15 protein-coding genes are annotated in these 13,137 nt (G+C 59.6%); 6 read left to right on the forward strand and 9 right to left on the reverse strand.

Features of this window, described 5'->3' with window-relative positions; translation table 11 throughout:
- Positions 1-82: 82 nt before the first annotated feature.
- Both QA646_RS14830 and QA646_RS14835 read left to right on the forward strand, forming a co-directional pair.
- A complete protein-coding gene (locus QA646_RS14830) occupies positions 83-568 on the forward strand; it encodes a TerB family tellurite resistance protein (RefSeq protein WP_283056179.1) in 486 nt (161 codons plus the stop codon).
- The gene (locus QA646_RS14835; RefSeq protein ID WP_283058881.1) at positions 561-1,292 is read left to right on the forward strand and encodes a glutamine amidotransferase; all 732 of its coding nucleotides are present in this window, start codon (positions 561-563) and stop codon (positions 1,290-1,292) included. Before QA646_RS14830 ends, QA646_RS14835 begins: the two co-directional genes overlap by 8 nt.
- Positions 1,293-1,328: 36 nt before the next feature.
- Here QA646_RS14835 and QA646_RS14840 read toward each other — a convergent pair whose 3' ends face one another.
- Positions 1,329-2,585, reverse strand: a complete 1,257-nt coding sequence (locus tag QA646_RS14840; protein WP_283056180.1) for an MFS transporter — start codon at positions 2,583-2,585, stop codon at positions 1,329-1,331.
- 135 nt (positions 2,586-2,720) lie between these two features.
- Between QA646_RS14840 and QA646_RS14845 the strand changes: the two genes are divergently transcribed.
- Both QA646_RS14845 and QA646_RS14850 read left to right on the forward strand, forming a co-directional pair.
- Positions 2,721-3,014: a YggT family protein gene (locus tag QA646_RS14845; RefSeq protein ID WP_028751312.1), complete on the forward strand. Its 294-nt coding sequence runs from the start codon at positions 2,721-2,723 to the stop codon at positions 3,012-3,014.
- The gene (locus tag QA646_RS14850; RefSeq protein WP_283056181.1) at positions 3,011-3,325 is read left to right on the forward strand and encodes a DUF167 domain-containing protein; all 315 of its coding nucleotides are present in this window, start codon (positions 3,011-3,013) and stop codon (positions 3,323-3,325) included. Before QA646_RS14845 ends, QA646_RS14850 begins: the two co-directional genes overlap by 4 nt.
- Here QA646_RS14850 and ppa read toward each other — a convergent pair whose 3' ends face one another.
- The 5 genes from ppa to QA646_RS14875 form a co-directional block, all read right to left on the reverse strand.
- Positions 3,326-3,862 carry an inorganic diphosphatase gene (gene ppa, locus QA646_RS14855; RefSeq protein WP_283056182.1) on the reverse strand — a complete coding sequence of 179 codons (537 nt, stop codon included), beginning with the start codon at positions 3,860-3,862 and terminating at the stop codon, positions 3,326-3,328. It lies immediately after the preceding gene.
- A gap of 204 nt (positions 3,863-4,066) precedes the next feature.
- The gene (locus QA646_RS14860; RefSeq protein WP_283056183.1) at positions 4,067-4,573 is read right to left on the reverse strand and encodes a GNAT family N-acetyltransferase; all 507 of its coding nucleotides are present in this window, start codon (positions 4,571-4,573) and stop codon (positions 4,067-4,069) included.
- A gap of 206 nt (positions 4,574-4,779) precedes the next feature.
- Complete coding sequence (gene typA / locus QA646_RS14865; protein WP_283056184.1) at positions 4,780-6,597, reverse strand: translational GTPase TypA; 1,818 nt, start codon at positions 6,595-6,597, stop codon at positions 4,780-4,782.
- A gap of 172 nt (positions 6,598-6,769) precedes the next feature.
- On the reverse strand, positions 6,770-8,833 hold the full coding sequence (locus QA646_RS14870) for a M3 family metallopeptidase (protein WP_283056185.1): 2,064 nt from the start codon (positions 8,831-8,833) through the stop codon (positions 6,770-6,772).
- A 96-nt stretch (positions 8,834-8,929) separates the two neighbouring features.
- Positions 8,930-9,571, reverse strand: coding sequence for a LysE family translocator (locus tag QA646_RS14875; protein ID WP_283056186.1), 642 nt, complete (start codon positions 9,569-9,571; stop codon positions 8,930-8,932).
- Positions 9,572-9,731: 160 nt separating this feature from the next.
- Here QA646_RS14875 and QA646_RS14880 point away from each other — a divergent pair, with 160 nt between their 5' ends.
- Positions 9,732-10,214 (forward strand): MarR family winged helix-turn-helix transcriptional regulator, encoded by a 483-nt coding sequence (locus QA646_RS14880; protein ID WP_283056187.1) that lies wholly within the window; start codon positions 9,732-9,734, stop codon positions 10,212-10,214.
- Between the two features lie 87 nt (positions 10,215-10,301).
- On the opposite strand, the gene QA646_RS14885 is transcribed toward QA646_RS14880, so the two are convergent.
- From QA646_RS14885 to QA646_RS14895, 3 genes are all read right to left on the reverse strand, one after another.
- On the reverse strand, positions 10,302-11,525 hold the full coding sequence (locus QA646_RS14885) for an argininosuccinate synthase (protein ID WP_283056188.1): 1,224 nt from the start codon (positions 11,523-11,525) through the stop codon (positions 10,302-10,304).
- Between the two features lie 123 nt (positions 11,526-11,648).
- Positions 11,649-11,951 carry a type II toxin-antitoxin system RelE/ParE family toxin gene (locus QA646_RS14890; protein ID WP_283056189.1) on the reverse strand — a complete coding sequence of 101 codons (303 nt, stop codon included), beginning with the start codon at positions 11,949-11,951 and terminating at the stop codon, positions 11,649-11,651.
- Positions 11,941-12,183 carry a type II toxin-antitoxin system ParD family antitoxin gene (locus QA646_RS14895; protein WP_283056190.1) on the reverse strand — a complete coding sequence of 81 codons (243 nt, stop codon included), beginning with the start codon at positions 12,181-12,183 and terminating at the stop codon, positions 11,941-11,943. Before QA646_RS14895 ends, QA646_RS14890 begins: the two co-directional genes overlap by 11 nt.
- An 87-nt stretch (positions 12,184-12,270) precedes the next feature.
- Here QA646_RS14895 and QA646_RS14900 point away from each other — a divergent pair, with 87 nt between their 5' ends.
- Positions 12,271-13,125 (forward strand): SDR family NAD(P)-dependent oxidoreductase, encoded by an 855-nt coding sequence (locus QA646_RS14900; RefSeq protein ID WP_283056191.1) that lies wholly within the window; start codon positions 12,271-12,273, stop codon positions 13,123-13,125.
- Positions 13,126-13,137: the final 12 nt, after the last annotated feature.

Consider the following 13,137-nt stretch of genomic DNA (forward strand, 5'->3'; position numbering starts at 1 on the left):
TCCGTCCGGAATTGCAAAAACAAAAAGATAGAGCGGTTCTCAGTTTCCGTGAAAAGCTGAACCGCTCTAAGAATGGAATCGAATGTTCGAACGCTTTCAGGAATTCTTTCAAAACCTGACCAAGGAACACCCCAAGTCCGGTTTTGCTCCCGATGATCCGCGCATCGCGGTTGCGGCGCTCTGTTTTCAGGTGATGGAGGCTGACGGCAAGATCGAGGAAAGCGAGAAGAAGCGGCTTCGCAAACTGCTGAAGAGCCAATACGGTCTCGACGGTCGCCAGCTCGACGCGCTGATTGCAGCAGGCCAGGAAGCCGAGAGCGAGGCGGTCGATTATTATCGCTTCACCTCCGATCTGAAGCGCCATCTCAACAGCGAACAGCGCCTCGAACTTCTCGGCATCCTCTGGGACATCGTCTATGCCGATGGCGAACGCAGCGAAATGGAGGACCATGCGATCTGGCGTATCGCCGATCTCTTGGGCATCTCCGACCGCGACCGCGTCGTCAAGCGCCAGGAGGCAGCCGCTCGTGCCCCGGGTCCCAGGAAGGAAACGGGGGATGATGATTGAGGCGCCGCAGGGCGGCAGACAGCGTCCCGTATTGATCGTCCTGCACCAGGAGCGCTCCAGCCCCGGCCGCGTCGGCCACATGCTTTTGGACAAGGGCTATGATCTCGACATCCGTCGGCCGGTGCTCGGCGACGGACTGCCGACGACGCTGGAGGGGCACGCCGGGGCGGTGGTCTTTGGCGGCCCGATGAGCGCCAATGATCCCGACGATTTCGTCAGGACCGAGATCAATTGGCTCGACGTGCCGCTAAAGGAAAACCGCCCCTATCTCGGCATCTGTCTTGGCGCGCAGATGCTTGCCCGCCATCTCGGCGCCAAGGTCAAAGCCCGCGATGACGGCAAGACCGAAATCGGCTGGTATCCGCTACAGCCGACGGAAAAGGGCCGGCTTCTGATGCGCCATTGGCCGCAAATGGTCTATCATTTTCACCGTGAAGGTTTCGACCTGCCGCACGGCGCCGATCTGCTGGCAACCGGCGAGACCTATCCCAATCAGGCCTATCGCTATGGCGCCAACGCCTGGGGTTTGCAGTTCCACGCGGAACTCACCCGCGCCATGATGCAGCGCTGGGTCGTGCACGGCGAACACCGCTTCTGCATGCCGAATGCGCAGCAGGGTCGCGAGCATCTGGAAGGCCGCATGATCTTCGACCCGCCGCTCAAAGCCTGGCTATCCGAATTCCTCGACCTCGTTTTCGAGGGCAAGCAGGCAATGGCCGCCTGACCGGCAGCAACATCCCGTCGTCAGCCTCACGGCGCCTCACGCCACCTGCGGCTCGCCCTCGCGGTCCGGCGCGTTCAGACTGTCGATCTTTCGTAGCTGCGGGAAGCCGCTTGCCCAGATGATCGCGACGGCCAAGGTGCCAATGCCGCCGATGACGACGGCGGGGACAGCGCCGAAATAGCGCGCCATCGTGCCCGCGCGAAACTCGCCAAGCTCGTTCGACGCGCCGACGAAGACCATGTTCACGGCATTGACGCGGCCGCGCACGTGATCTGGCGTCCAGAGCGTGATCAAAGTTTCGCGGACATAGACCGAGATCAGGTCGGAGGCACCCATAATTGCGAGCGCCGCGATCGACAGCCATGGCGTATGCGAAATGCCGAAAACCAATGTTCCCAGACCAAACATCGCGACGCCGATGAACATGCAGATCCCGGCCCGGTGCCGGATGGGATAGGTTGCCAGAAATAGGGCCATGGCAATGGCGCCGAAACTCGGAGCCGCACGCAACAGGCCAAGACCCCAAGGACCAAGCGCCAGAATATCGCGCGCGTAGACCGGCATCAGCGCCACGGCGCCGCCAAGCAGCACGGCGAAGAGGTCGAGCGAGACGGCGCCGAGCACTACCTTCTCCGACCAGATGAATCGGAAGCCGGCAAGAATCTCGTTCAAACTCCTCGATTCATGCGCAACGCGTTGCTGCGGTTTCGGAATGAGGAAAGTCAGCAGCGAGCCGGCGGCGAAGAAGACGACAGCAACGGTGTAGGAAACGCTCGCGCTGACACCGTAAAGCAAGCCGCCGGCGACGGGGCCGAGAATGGCGGCCGCATCCCAGGACATGGAATTCCAGGTCACCGCGTTCGGCAAGTCCTCTGGCGGAATGAGATTGGGAGCAAGCGACTGCATCGCCGGCGTCATGAAGGCGCGCTCGATGCCGAAGACGGCAAGGATCGCGAAAACCGCAAGCGGCGCGAAGGTGCCGGAAACCGTCAGGAAGAGCAATGCCGCGGTGCAAATCGTGCCGACGAAAATGCAAATGGCGGCCACCATACGCCTGTTGTAGCGGTCGGCGACGGTGCCGGTCACCAGGATCAGGAGCAGCGAAGGCAGGAATTGCACCAGGCCGATCAGGCCGAGATAGATCGGATTGCCGGTATGGTCATACATCTGCCAGCCGACGGAGACGCTGACCACCTGTGTCGCGAAAGCCGTCAGAAACCGGGCAAAGAAGAAATAGGTGTAGGCGACATGCCTGAAAGCGGCAAACCGGTCACCGCTCGGAACCGACGACATGAGATGAGGCTTTCCGGCCGGAGCTGGTGAGAACGCTCGGCCTGTTAAACATGATTCAGCGTGCTTCAAAGCATGGGACTTGCCCGTTAAGTCGCCAATGTCTACATGTCTGTCAACCGCGAAATGGAGACGGATATGCTCGCCTTATTTCAAACCATTGATCTGGCTTTGAATCTTTATACTTGGGTGCTGATCGCCAGTGCCATTTTTTCATGGCTCTATGCATTCAATGTCATCAATTCGAGCAATCAGTTCGTCAACTCGGTCGGAAGTTTCCTCTATGCGGTTACCGAGCCGGCGCTTCGTCCGATCCGGCGCGTGCTGCCGGATCTCGGCGGCATCGACATTTCGCCGATCATCCTGCTGCTGATCATCTTCTTCTTCCGTTCCCTGATGTGGAACACGCTCTATCCGCTCGTCGGCCGGTGAGTGAAGCCTGGCAGCTCTTTGCTGACCATGTGCGGTTGTCCGTCCGGCTCACGCCCAATGGTGGGCGTGATGCGATCGACGGGTTCGAGACCGGCGCCGACGGCGAGGCTTATCTAAAGGCGCGTGTCTCTGCCGTGCCGGAAAAGGGCAAGGCCAACAAGGCGATGATCGCACTCATCGCCAAGAGCTTCGGCATCCCCAAATCCTCGATCAGCCTGATTTCCGGCGATACGGCGCGTAAAAAAATCCTCCGGATCGATGGCGACCCGGAGGATTTGACAGGAAAGCTGAAAGCTCTGCTGAAGGACTGATCAGACCTTCGCCTTCTTGGCGCGCTCGACGGCTTCGAGAATGAGCTCGCCGGCCTCCTTCGAGCCCTTCCAGCCAAAGATTTTGACCCATTTGCCGGGCTCAAGATCCTTGTAGTGCTCGAAGAAATGCTCGATCTGCTTCAGCGTGATTTCCGGCAGATCGGTATATTCCTTGACCTTCTCGTAGCGCAGCGTCAGCTTTGGCGAGGGAACGGCAATGATCTTTTCGTCCTTGCCGGAATTGTCTTCCATCATCAGCACGCCGATCGGGCGGACGTTGATGACGCAGCCCGGAACCAGCGGACGGGTGCTGGCGATCAGCACGTCGATCGGGTCGCCGTCTTCAGAGAGCGTGTGCGGAACGAAGCCGTAATTGCCCGGATAGGTCATCGGCGTATAGAGGAAACGGTCGACGACCAGCGTGCCGGCGTCCTTGTCCATTTCATACTTGATCGGATGACCGCCGACCGGAACTTCAACGATGACGTTGACGTCTTCGGGCGGGTTCTTACCAATGGAAATCGCGTCGATGCGCATGCGTGTCCCCTAATAAGGATGGTTGCTGCCAGCCAGATAATCGGAATCATGACGCAACGCAACAAGGCATTGGGACGACGCTGGATTTTAGTCGATTGTGGCAGCAGCCGCCATGTCGCGCAAAAGTACGCAGCGGTTTTGCGATAACGACATGCGCAACAAGCCTAAAACGCAAGAAGCGAGTCTGAAGGACCGCGACATGCTTTAGGGCCAGACGAAGCCGATCTTCTTGAGCTGCTTGCGGTCGAAGGTTTCGATACCCTCGCAGAAATCGGCGCCGCCTTGGCCGCGATAGAAGCGGTCGGCATTCTCGTTTTCCTCGAGGCACCAGACGACCAAGCCCTTGCAGCCGAGCGACTTCAGGAGCCGGCGCGCTTCGCCGAAGAGAAGCCGGCCAAGGCCGATGCCCTGATATTCCGGGCGAAGATAGAGTTCGTAGATCTCGCCTTCCTGAGGCAGTGCGCGGGCGCGGTTGAGGCCGAGCGTGGCGTAACCGGCGATCTCGCCAGCGACATCGAGAACCAGTAGTGTCGCCGGGCCGCTGGTCGCCTTGCGCCACCAGGCTTCGCCGCGGCGCTCGATCATGTGGCTCAGCGCGCGGTGCGGAATGATGCCGGCATAGGTGTACTGCCACGACTGGCGGTGCACCTCGGAAATGGCTCGGGCATCATGCGGTTCAGCCCGCCGAACATCGATCGACAACGTCTTCATAACGTCTACTCTGGTCCCGCCAGCGAAAATTAACCATCCACAAATCATGCGGACAGGCGATTTGCCCACAGTCTTTACCTGTGGACGGCTACTGAAAATTAACCCCTTTTTAACCTTTGCAACAAGGGCTCAAAAATCGAACACACAAAATAAACCCCGGCACAGGGGCCGGGGTCAATTCGTCCGAAGCGGTACTAGTCGCGCAATTATGCGTAGCGAGCTTTCTCGAAACGCTTACGCTCGTTCGGATCGAGGTACATTTTGCGCAGGCGGATCGACTTCGGCGTAACTTCGACGAGCTCGTCGTCCTGGATCCAGGAGAGCGCGCGGTCGAGCGTCATGCGGATCGGCGGCGTCAGCTTCACGGCTTCATCCTTGCCCGCGGCGCGGATATTGGTGAGCTTCTTGCCCTTCAGCACGTTGACTTCGAGGTCGTTGTCGCGGCTGTGGATGCCGATGATCATGCCGGCATAGACCTTCTCGCCGGCGTCGATGATCATCGGGCCGCGGTCTTCCAGGTTGAACAGGGCATAGGCCACGGCTTCACCGGCTTCGTTGGCGAGCAGCACGCCGTTGACGCGGCCGCCGATCTCACCCTTGTACGGCTGATAGTCATGGAACAGACGGTTCATGACGGCAGTGCCGCGCGTATCCGTCAGCAGTTCCGACTGGTAACCGATCAGGCCGCGGGTCGGCGCGAAGAACACGAGACGGACGCGATTGCCGCCGGATGGACGCAGCTCGGCCATTTCGGCCTTACGCTCCGACATCTTCTGCACGACGATACCGGAATGCTCTTCGTCGACGTCGATCACGACTTCTTCGATCGGCTCGAGCAACTGGCCGCTTTCGTCCTTGTGCATGACGACGCGCGGACGCGAGACGGCAAGCTCGAAGCCTTCACGGCGCATGGTTTCGATCAAAACGGCAAGCTGCAATTCGCCACGGCCGGATACGTAAAACGAGTCCTTGCCTTCGGCTTCTTCGATTTTCAGCGCAACGTTGCCTTCGGCTTCCTTGAACAGGCGGTCGCGGATAACGCGCGAGGTGACCTTGTCGCCTTCGGTGCCGGCATAAGGACTGTCGTTGACAATGAAGGACATGGTGACGGTCGGCGGGTCGATCGGCTGCGCGACGAGCGGCTCGCTGACCTGCGGATCGCAGAAGGTGTCGGCGACCGTGCCCTTGGGAAGGCCGGCGATGGCGACGATGTCACCTGCCTGCGCTTCTTCGATCGGCTGACGCTCGATGCCGCGGAAAGCGAGGATCTTGGAGATACGGCCGGTTTCGATGAGGTTGCCGTCAGCGCCCAGAACCTTGACGGCCTGGTTCGGCTTGATCGAGCCGGAATGGATGCGGCCGGTGATGATGCGACCGAGGAAGGGGTTGGCTTCCAGGATGGTGCCGATCATGCGGAACGGGCCTTCGCCGACCGTCGGCTCCGGAACGTGCTTGACGACGAGGTCGAGCAGCGGCGCCAAACCTTCATCCTTCGGACCTTCCGGCGAATAGTTCATCCAGCCGTTACGGCCGGAGCCGTAGAGGATCGGGAAGTCGAGCTGCTCGTCGGTGGCATCGAGATTGGCGAAGAGATCGAAGACTTCGTTGATGACTTCATCGGCGCGGGCATCCGGGCGGTCGATCTTGTTGATCGCGACGATCGGGCGAAGACCCACCTTCAGCGCCTTGCCGACGACGAACTTGGTCTGCGGCATCGGGCCTTCGGCAGCGTCGACGAGAACGATCGCGCCGTCCACCATCGACAGAATACGCTCGACTTCACCGCCGAAGTCGGCGTGGCCGGGGGTGTCGACGATGTTGATGCGGGTTTCCTTCCAGACGACCGAAGTCGCCTTGGCAAGAATGGTGATGCCGCGTTCCTTTTCGAGATCGTTGGAGTCCATGACGCGTTCGGCAACGCGCTGGTTCTCGCGGAAGGAGCCGGACTGCTTCAGGAGCTCGTCAACGAGGGTGGTTTTCCCATGGTCAACGTGCGCGATGATCGCGATGTTGCGAAGTGCCATAATCTTGTATCTCTGAGGCTGGGGCGCTGTATGAAGTAAACACGCCAATTACGTTTGGCGCGCTCATACCCTTTTTTTCGCGAATGCGAAAGGGGGGAGGCGCGAAAGCTCGTTCGCACGCCTCCTTAAGTCATCAAACCCAGCGCTGGCTATCGAAGTCCGATAGCTTGGATCAAGCCGCCAGCCCCTTCTTCCTCAGCATCGCGTCCGGGCTCGGCAGCTTACCGCGGAAGGCCTTATAGGCATCCTCCGGATCGACCGAGCCGCCCACGGAATAGATGTTGGCCTTCAGTTTTTCGGCCATATCCGGATTGAACGCGTCACCGGTTTCCTCGAAGGCGGCGAAGGCGTCGGCATCCAGCACTTCCGACCACATGTAGGAATAATAGCCGGCCGAGTAGCCATCGCCGGAAAACACGTGCTGGAAGTGCGGAGTGGCGTGCCGCATGACGATCGAATTCGGCATGCCGATCTCCGAGAGCACTTCGGCCTGCACCGCCATCGGGTCTTCGACGGCGCCGCGCGTATGGAAGGCCATATCGACGAGCGCCGAGGATGTGAATTCCACCGTATTGAAGCCGGCATTGAAGGTGCGGGCGGCAAGAACCTTGTCGAGCAGAGCTTGCGGCATCGGCGCGCCGGTCTCGTAATGGACGGCATATTCCCTGAGGATCGCCGGTACGGTCAGCCAGTGTTCGTAAAGCTGTGACGGCAGCTCGACGAAATCGCGGGAAACGCCGGTGCCCGACACCGAAGGATAGGTGACGTTGGAGAGCATGCCGTGCAGCGCATGGCCGAATTCGTGGAACAACGTGCGGGCATCATCGATCGACAGCAGCGCCGGCTTGCCCTCGGCCGGCTTGGCGAAATTGCAGACGTTATAAATGATCGGCAGCTCGCCGACATGACCATTCTTCAGCGGCAACTTATGCTGCGATTGAAACGAGCTCATCCAGGCGCCGGAACGCTTGGAGCTGCGGGCGAAATAATCGCCAAGGAACAGTGCTACCAGCCTGTCCGAGCGATCACGGATCTCGAAGACGCGCACGTCGGGATGATAGGCGGGAACGTCCTTCTGCTCGACGGCGCGAATGCCGAAGAGGCGGCCAGCGACATCGAAGCAGGCGGCGATGATCTTTTCGAGCTGCAAATAGGGCTTCAGTTCGGTCTCGGAGAAATCGAACTTCCGCGTCCTGATCCTCTCGGCGTAGTGCCGCCAATCCCAGGGCATGACCTCATGATTGCGGCCTTCCTCGGCGATCAGAGCGGCGATATCACCCTCTTCCTCGCGAGCACGGTCGGCCGCCTTCGCCCAGACCGCCCTCAGGAGTTCATTCACCGCCTCCGGTGTCTTAGCCATGGTGTTGTCGAGCTTGAGTTCGGCGTAGTTGTCGTAACCGAGCAGCTCGGCCTTCTCGGCTCTGAGCGCCAGCGTCTCCTTGATGATCTTGCGATTATCCGTCTCGCCGCCGTTGGCGCCGCGCGCCACCCATGCTTTGAACGCCTGCTCGCGCAGATCGCGACGCTCGGACGAGGCCAGGAAGGGCTCGATGATCGAGCGCGACAGCGTGACGGCATATTTGCCCTCTTCGCCGCGCTCGCGCGCGCCCGCCGCCATCGCATCCCTCAAAAAATCGGGAAGGCCGGCAAGATCGGATTCTTCGGAGAGGATCAATGCCCAGCCCTTTTCGTCGGCAAGAACATTCTGTCCGAACTGCGCGCCGAGACCCGCCAGCTTCTCGTTGATCTCGGCAAGCCGTTCCTGCTCAGCCTTCGCCAGCTTGGCGCCCGACTTCACGAAGCCCTTCCAATGCCGTTCCAGAACGCGGGTCTCTTCCACGGTCAGGCCAAGCTCCTCACGCGCTTCCCACAGCGCATCGATGCGGGCAAACAGCGCGGCATTCATGCCGATCTTCGAATAGTGGCGCGACATCTTCGGCGCGATCTCGCGCTCCAGAGCCTGGATCACCTCGTTGGTGTGTGCCCCGGCCCGATTCCAGAATAGAGCGGAGACCCGGGACAGCTCGTCGCCGGCGATTTCGAGCGCCGTAACGGTGTTGGCAAAAGTCGGCGCCTCGTCGTTATCAGCGATCGCATCGATCTCCGCATCGTGAGCTGCAAGCGCGGCGTCAAAGGCCGGCGCAAAATCGGCGTCTTTCACAGCATCGAAACGCGGCAGGCCCTGATGTCCCGTCCATTCGACGAGCGCTGGATTAACGGCGGTTTGGGAAGACATGCAAGGCATCCTTTCGGCAGGCATCTGATCGAAGCACGATATAAGACCCTCGCCGCCAAATTGGTATGGCAAGGATGGAACAAAAAAGAGGAACGCTCAGGCCTTCCGCCAGCCGAGCAAGCCGGGCGTCGCATGCCACAAAGCCTGCGCGGCAAAGCCCATGAACAGCACGCCGGAGCAACGCACGATCAGCCGCTCATGGGCACGGTAGAAACGCCGGACGGCGCCCGCACCGATAACGCCGATGACGATGATGTCGGCGGTGATGAAGCCGACGAAGGAAACTGCGAGCAGCAGCGGCAGCGCGCTGAACGTCAAGGCACCTGCCGAACCCGCCACCAGCGCCGTAAACGTTGCCAATGCCACGGGATATCCTTTCGGATTGGTGACGCCGAAGATCAGGCCGCGCCGGAAGGGGCGTTCGACGTTGAGCAAGGCTTTGCCGTCCTTCTTCGGTTTGGCGGTGAAGGCATTCCAGCCGATCCAGGCAAGATAGAAACCACAGAGCGAGCCGAGCACGTCGAAGACGATGGTACCGATAGTTTTCGCACCAATGATCGCGACCAAAGCGAGCGATGACCAAATAATATCGCCGACCAAATGACCGCTCACGAAGAAGGCGCCAGCCTTGCGCCCCTGACCCGCGCCGATGCCGAGCAGCGCCAGGAAAGCCGGCCCGGGAATAAGCACATAGAATAACGCCGCCAAAAATGCGCCGATGATAAGTGATTGCGTCATATTGGAAGTTCCCGCTGATAATCAGGGCAGATTAGCAACGCGTCGAATCGGGTCAAGCTGAACAAGTCCCTTGAAAAAGGAAGAATCCATTGAATTTGGGGGGCGAAATCACTAAAGATTGATTGGGGCCTAAAAACAAAGCGTAAGTAGGGAAGCGCTTATGAGCAGCAGGATAGATACGGATTCGCTTGCCTTTCTGGTGGCGGATTGCGCCCGATTGATGCGAGCGGCCTTCGAGCGGCGCATTATGGCCGCGGGGCTGGGTTTGACGGCGGGTGAAGCGCGCACGCTCATCCAGGTCGCCGCTGTCAATGGCAGTCGTCAACTTGATATTGCCACTCGCATGGGGTTGGAGCCGATGACGGTTAGCGCCTTCCTCGACAAATTGCAGGCACGTGGCCTGATCGAGCGTCAGCCCGATCCGCTCGACCGTCGCGCCAAGCGCATCGTGCTATCGGAGGCGGCTGGCGCCAAGCTGAAGCAGATCGGTTGCGAGATCTTCGCGGTGGAAAAGGATGCAATGCAGGGCTTCGATCACGGGCTGCAGGATGAATTCCATCATGCGCTACGCGCCTTCCGCAGCAATCTGCAGAATGCGGATCTGCCAGCGGAGGTGGAGCGGGAACTGAGGGTCGTGGAGTAAATCAGGCCCTTTCCATCCAACCATCCGGAAAGAAAAACCCGCCTCCGGCACAATCGGAAGCGGGTTAATATTTTATCGCGAAGCTGATTACTTCGACAGATTGCGCTTGGCGAGCGTACGCAGGCGTAGCGCGTTGAGCTTGATGAAGCCTGCAGCATCCTTCTGGTCGTAGGCGCCCTGATCGTCTTCGAAGGTCACCAGCTTGTCGGAATAAAGCGACTTCGGGCTTTCGCGCCCGATGACCATGACATTGCCCTTATAGAGCTTCAGGGTCACTTCGCCCTCGACATGTTCCTGGCTCTTGTCGATCAGCGCCTGCAGCATTTCGCGTTCCGGCGAGAACCAGAAGCCGTAGTAGATCAGCTCGGCATAGCGCGGCATCAGCTCATCCTTGAGGTGAGCGGCACCCCGATCGAGCGTGATGGATTCGATAGCGCGGTGAGCGGCGAGCAGGATCGTGCCGCCAGGGGTTTCGTAAACACCGCGCGATTTCATGCCGACATAACGGTTCTCAACGAGGTCGAGGCGGCCGATGCCGTTGTCACGGCCGTAATTGTTGAGCGTTGCGAGCAGCATGGCCGGGCTCATGCGCTGGCCATTGATCGAGACTGCATCGCCCTTTTCGAAGCCGACCTTGATGATAGTCGCCTTGTCCGGAGCAGCTTCCGGCGAAATCGTGCGCATGTGCACATATTCCGGTGCTTCCTGCGACGGATCTTCCAGGACCTTGCCCTCGGACGAGGAATGCAGCAGGTTGGCATCGACGGAGAACGGCGCTTCGCCCTTCTTGTCCTTGGCAACCGGAATCTGGTGCTTCTCGGCGAATTCGAGCAGGTCGGTACGGCTCTTGAACGACCAGTCGCGCCACGGCGCGATGATCTTGATATCGGGGTTCAGCGCATAGGCCGACAATTCGAAACGAACCTGGTCGTTGCCTTTGCCCGTCGCGCCATGGGCGATGGCATCGGCGCCGGTCTTGTGGGCAATGTCGATCAGGTGCTTGGAGATCAGCGGCCGGGCAATCGACGTGCCGAGCAGGTAAACGCCTTCGTAAACGGCATTGGCACGGAACATCGGGAAGACGAAATCGCGCACGAATTCTTCGCGCACGTCCTCGATATAGATCTCCTTGATGCCGAGCATCTCGGCCTTCTTGCGCGCCGGCTCCAGCTCCTCGCCCTGGCCGAGGTCGGCGGTGAAGGTGACGACTTCTGCGCCGAGCTCCGTCTGCAGCCACTTCAGGATAATCGAGGTGTCGAGACCGCCGGAATAGGCGAGAACGACTTTCTTCACGTCTTTATGTGATGCCATGGTGATGAGGTCCGTTTCAATGCGAGCCCGCGGAGACGCCCGCAAACCCTGTGTCGCGGCACTTTTAGCGAGATTATCGCAAGGCGCAAGGGGAAGTGCGGTGGAGTGGGTACGGGAGCAGCGTCACAGATGCGCGCCGATATTCATTCGCTGATGCAGGATACGGATGATCGCCACGGCTTCAACATCATCCTTGTAGACGATAAAATGCGAGCCGCAGGCGAGCGCGAGATAACCGGGTTTGACACCATTGATCCTGCGACCGCGCACTGCTCCAGCCGCCAATTCCGGAAAACGTGCGATCAATTCATTGTAGTAGGCATTTGCCTGCTGGAAGGACCATGTTTCAAATGTATATCGCCAAATCGCATCCAAATCCTGTCGCGCTTTCGGCAAGAGCTTATAGGATCGGCGTTTAGCGGGCATACTTGCGGTGCAGCTCCTTCAGAAAAGCTTCACCGTCAAATTCCTCCGGCTTCCCCGACGCCTCGCCCTCAGCGATGGCAGCCGCGATAGCTTCTATTTCCGCCCTACTACGCAACAGTTTCAATGCAGCGTCAATGACTTCGCTCGGTGAATCGTAATTGCCGTGGCTGATCTGTTCGTCGATGAACACATCCATCTGCTCATCAATCTCTACGGACATATGCTTCGTCACGGGCGCGACCTCCGGTCGGTTTGACTTGATTACGGAAAATACCATATTCGGCGGCAACCAAACAATGCCAGAGGGAGGACTCTGCTCATGACGGATATTCAAGAGATTTTCAAGAAAGCCAATGTAGCCGTCATCACCGGCGGCGCCTCCGGCATCGGGCTCGCGGCGGCGAAATATTTCGCAAAACTCGGCATGAGCGTCGCCATCGCCGATCTCGGCCGCGACCGGCTCGCCGCTGCACGCGCCGATCTCGTAGCGATCGCCGGCGAGGACCAGATCATGGCCGTCGAGACCGACGTTGCTCATAAGGACCAGTTGGAAGCCCTGGAACGCGCCGTCCTGCAGCATTTCGGCCGGGTGCATGTGCTGATGAACAATGCCGGCATCGGGCCCGAAACCTCGATCTTCAGCCCGCAGGCCGGGTGGGACAACATCCTTGGTGTCAATCTTTTGGGTGTCATCAATGGTACACGCGTCTTCGGACCCGGCATGCTGGCACATGGAAAACCCGGCCTGATCATCAATACCGGCTCGAAGCAGGGAATCACTACGCCGCCCGGCAACCCCGCTTACAACGTCTCCAAGGCCGGTGTGAAGGTCTTCACCGAGGCGTTGCAGCACGAGCTGCGTAACACCCCAGGCGCCAAGATTGCCGCGCATCTTCTGATCCCCGGCTTCGTCTTCACCGGCCTGACCAAGGGTGACCGCCAGGAAAAGCCGGCGGGAGCCTGGACCCCGGAACAGACAGTCGATTTCATGGTGGAGAGCCTCAAGCGCGGCGACTTCTACATCCTCTGCCCGGACAATGATGTTGCGCGGCCGACGGACGAGCGCCGCATGCTCTGGGCCGCAGGCGATATCATCGAAAACCGCCCGCCGCTGTCGCGCTGGCATCCCGACTATGCCGAAAAGTTCAAGACATTCCTGGAAAAGAAGGATTGATTTGCAAATAGC

The sequence above is a fragment of the Rhizobium sp. CB3090 genome, assembly GCF_029714285.1.
Classification (GTDB): Bacteria; Pseudomonadota; Alphaproteobacteria; order Rhizobiales; family Rhizobiaceae; genus Rhizobium.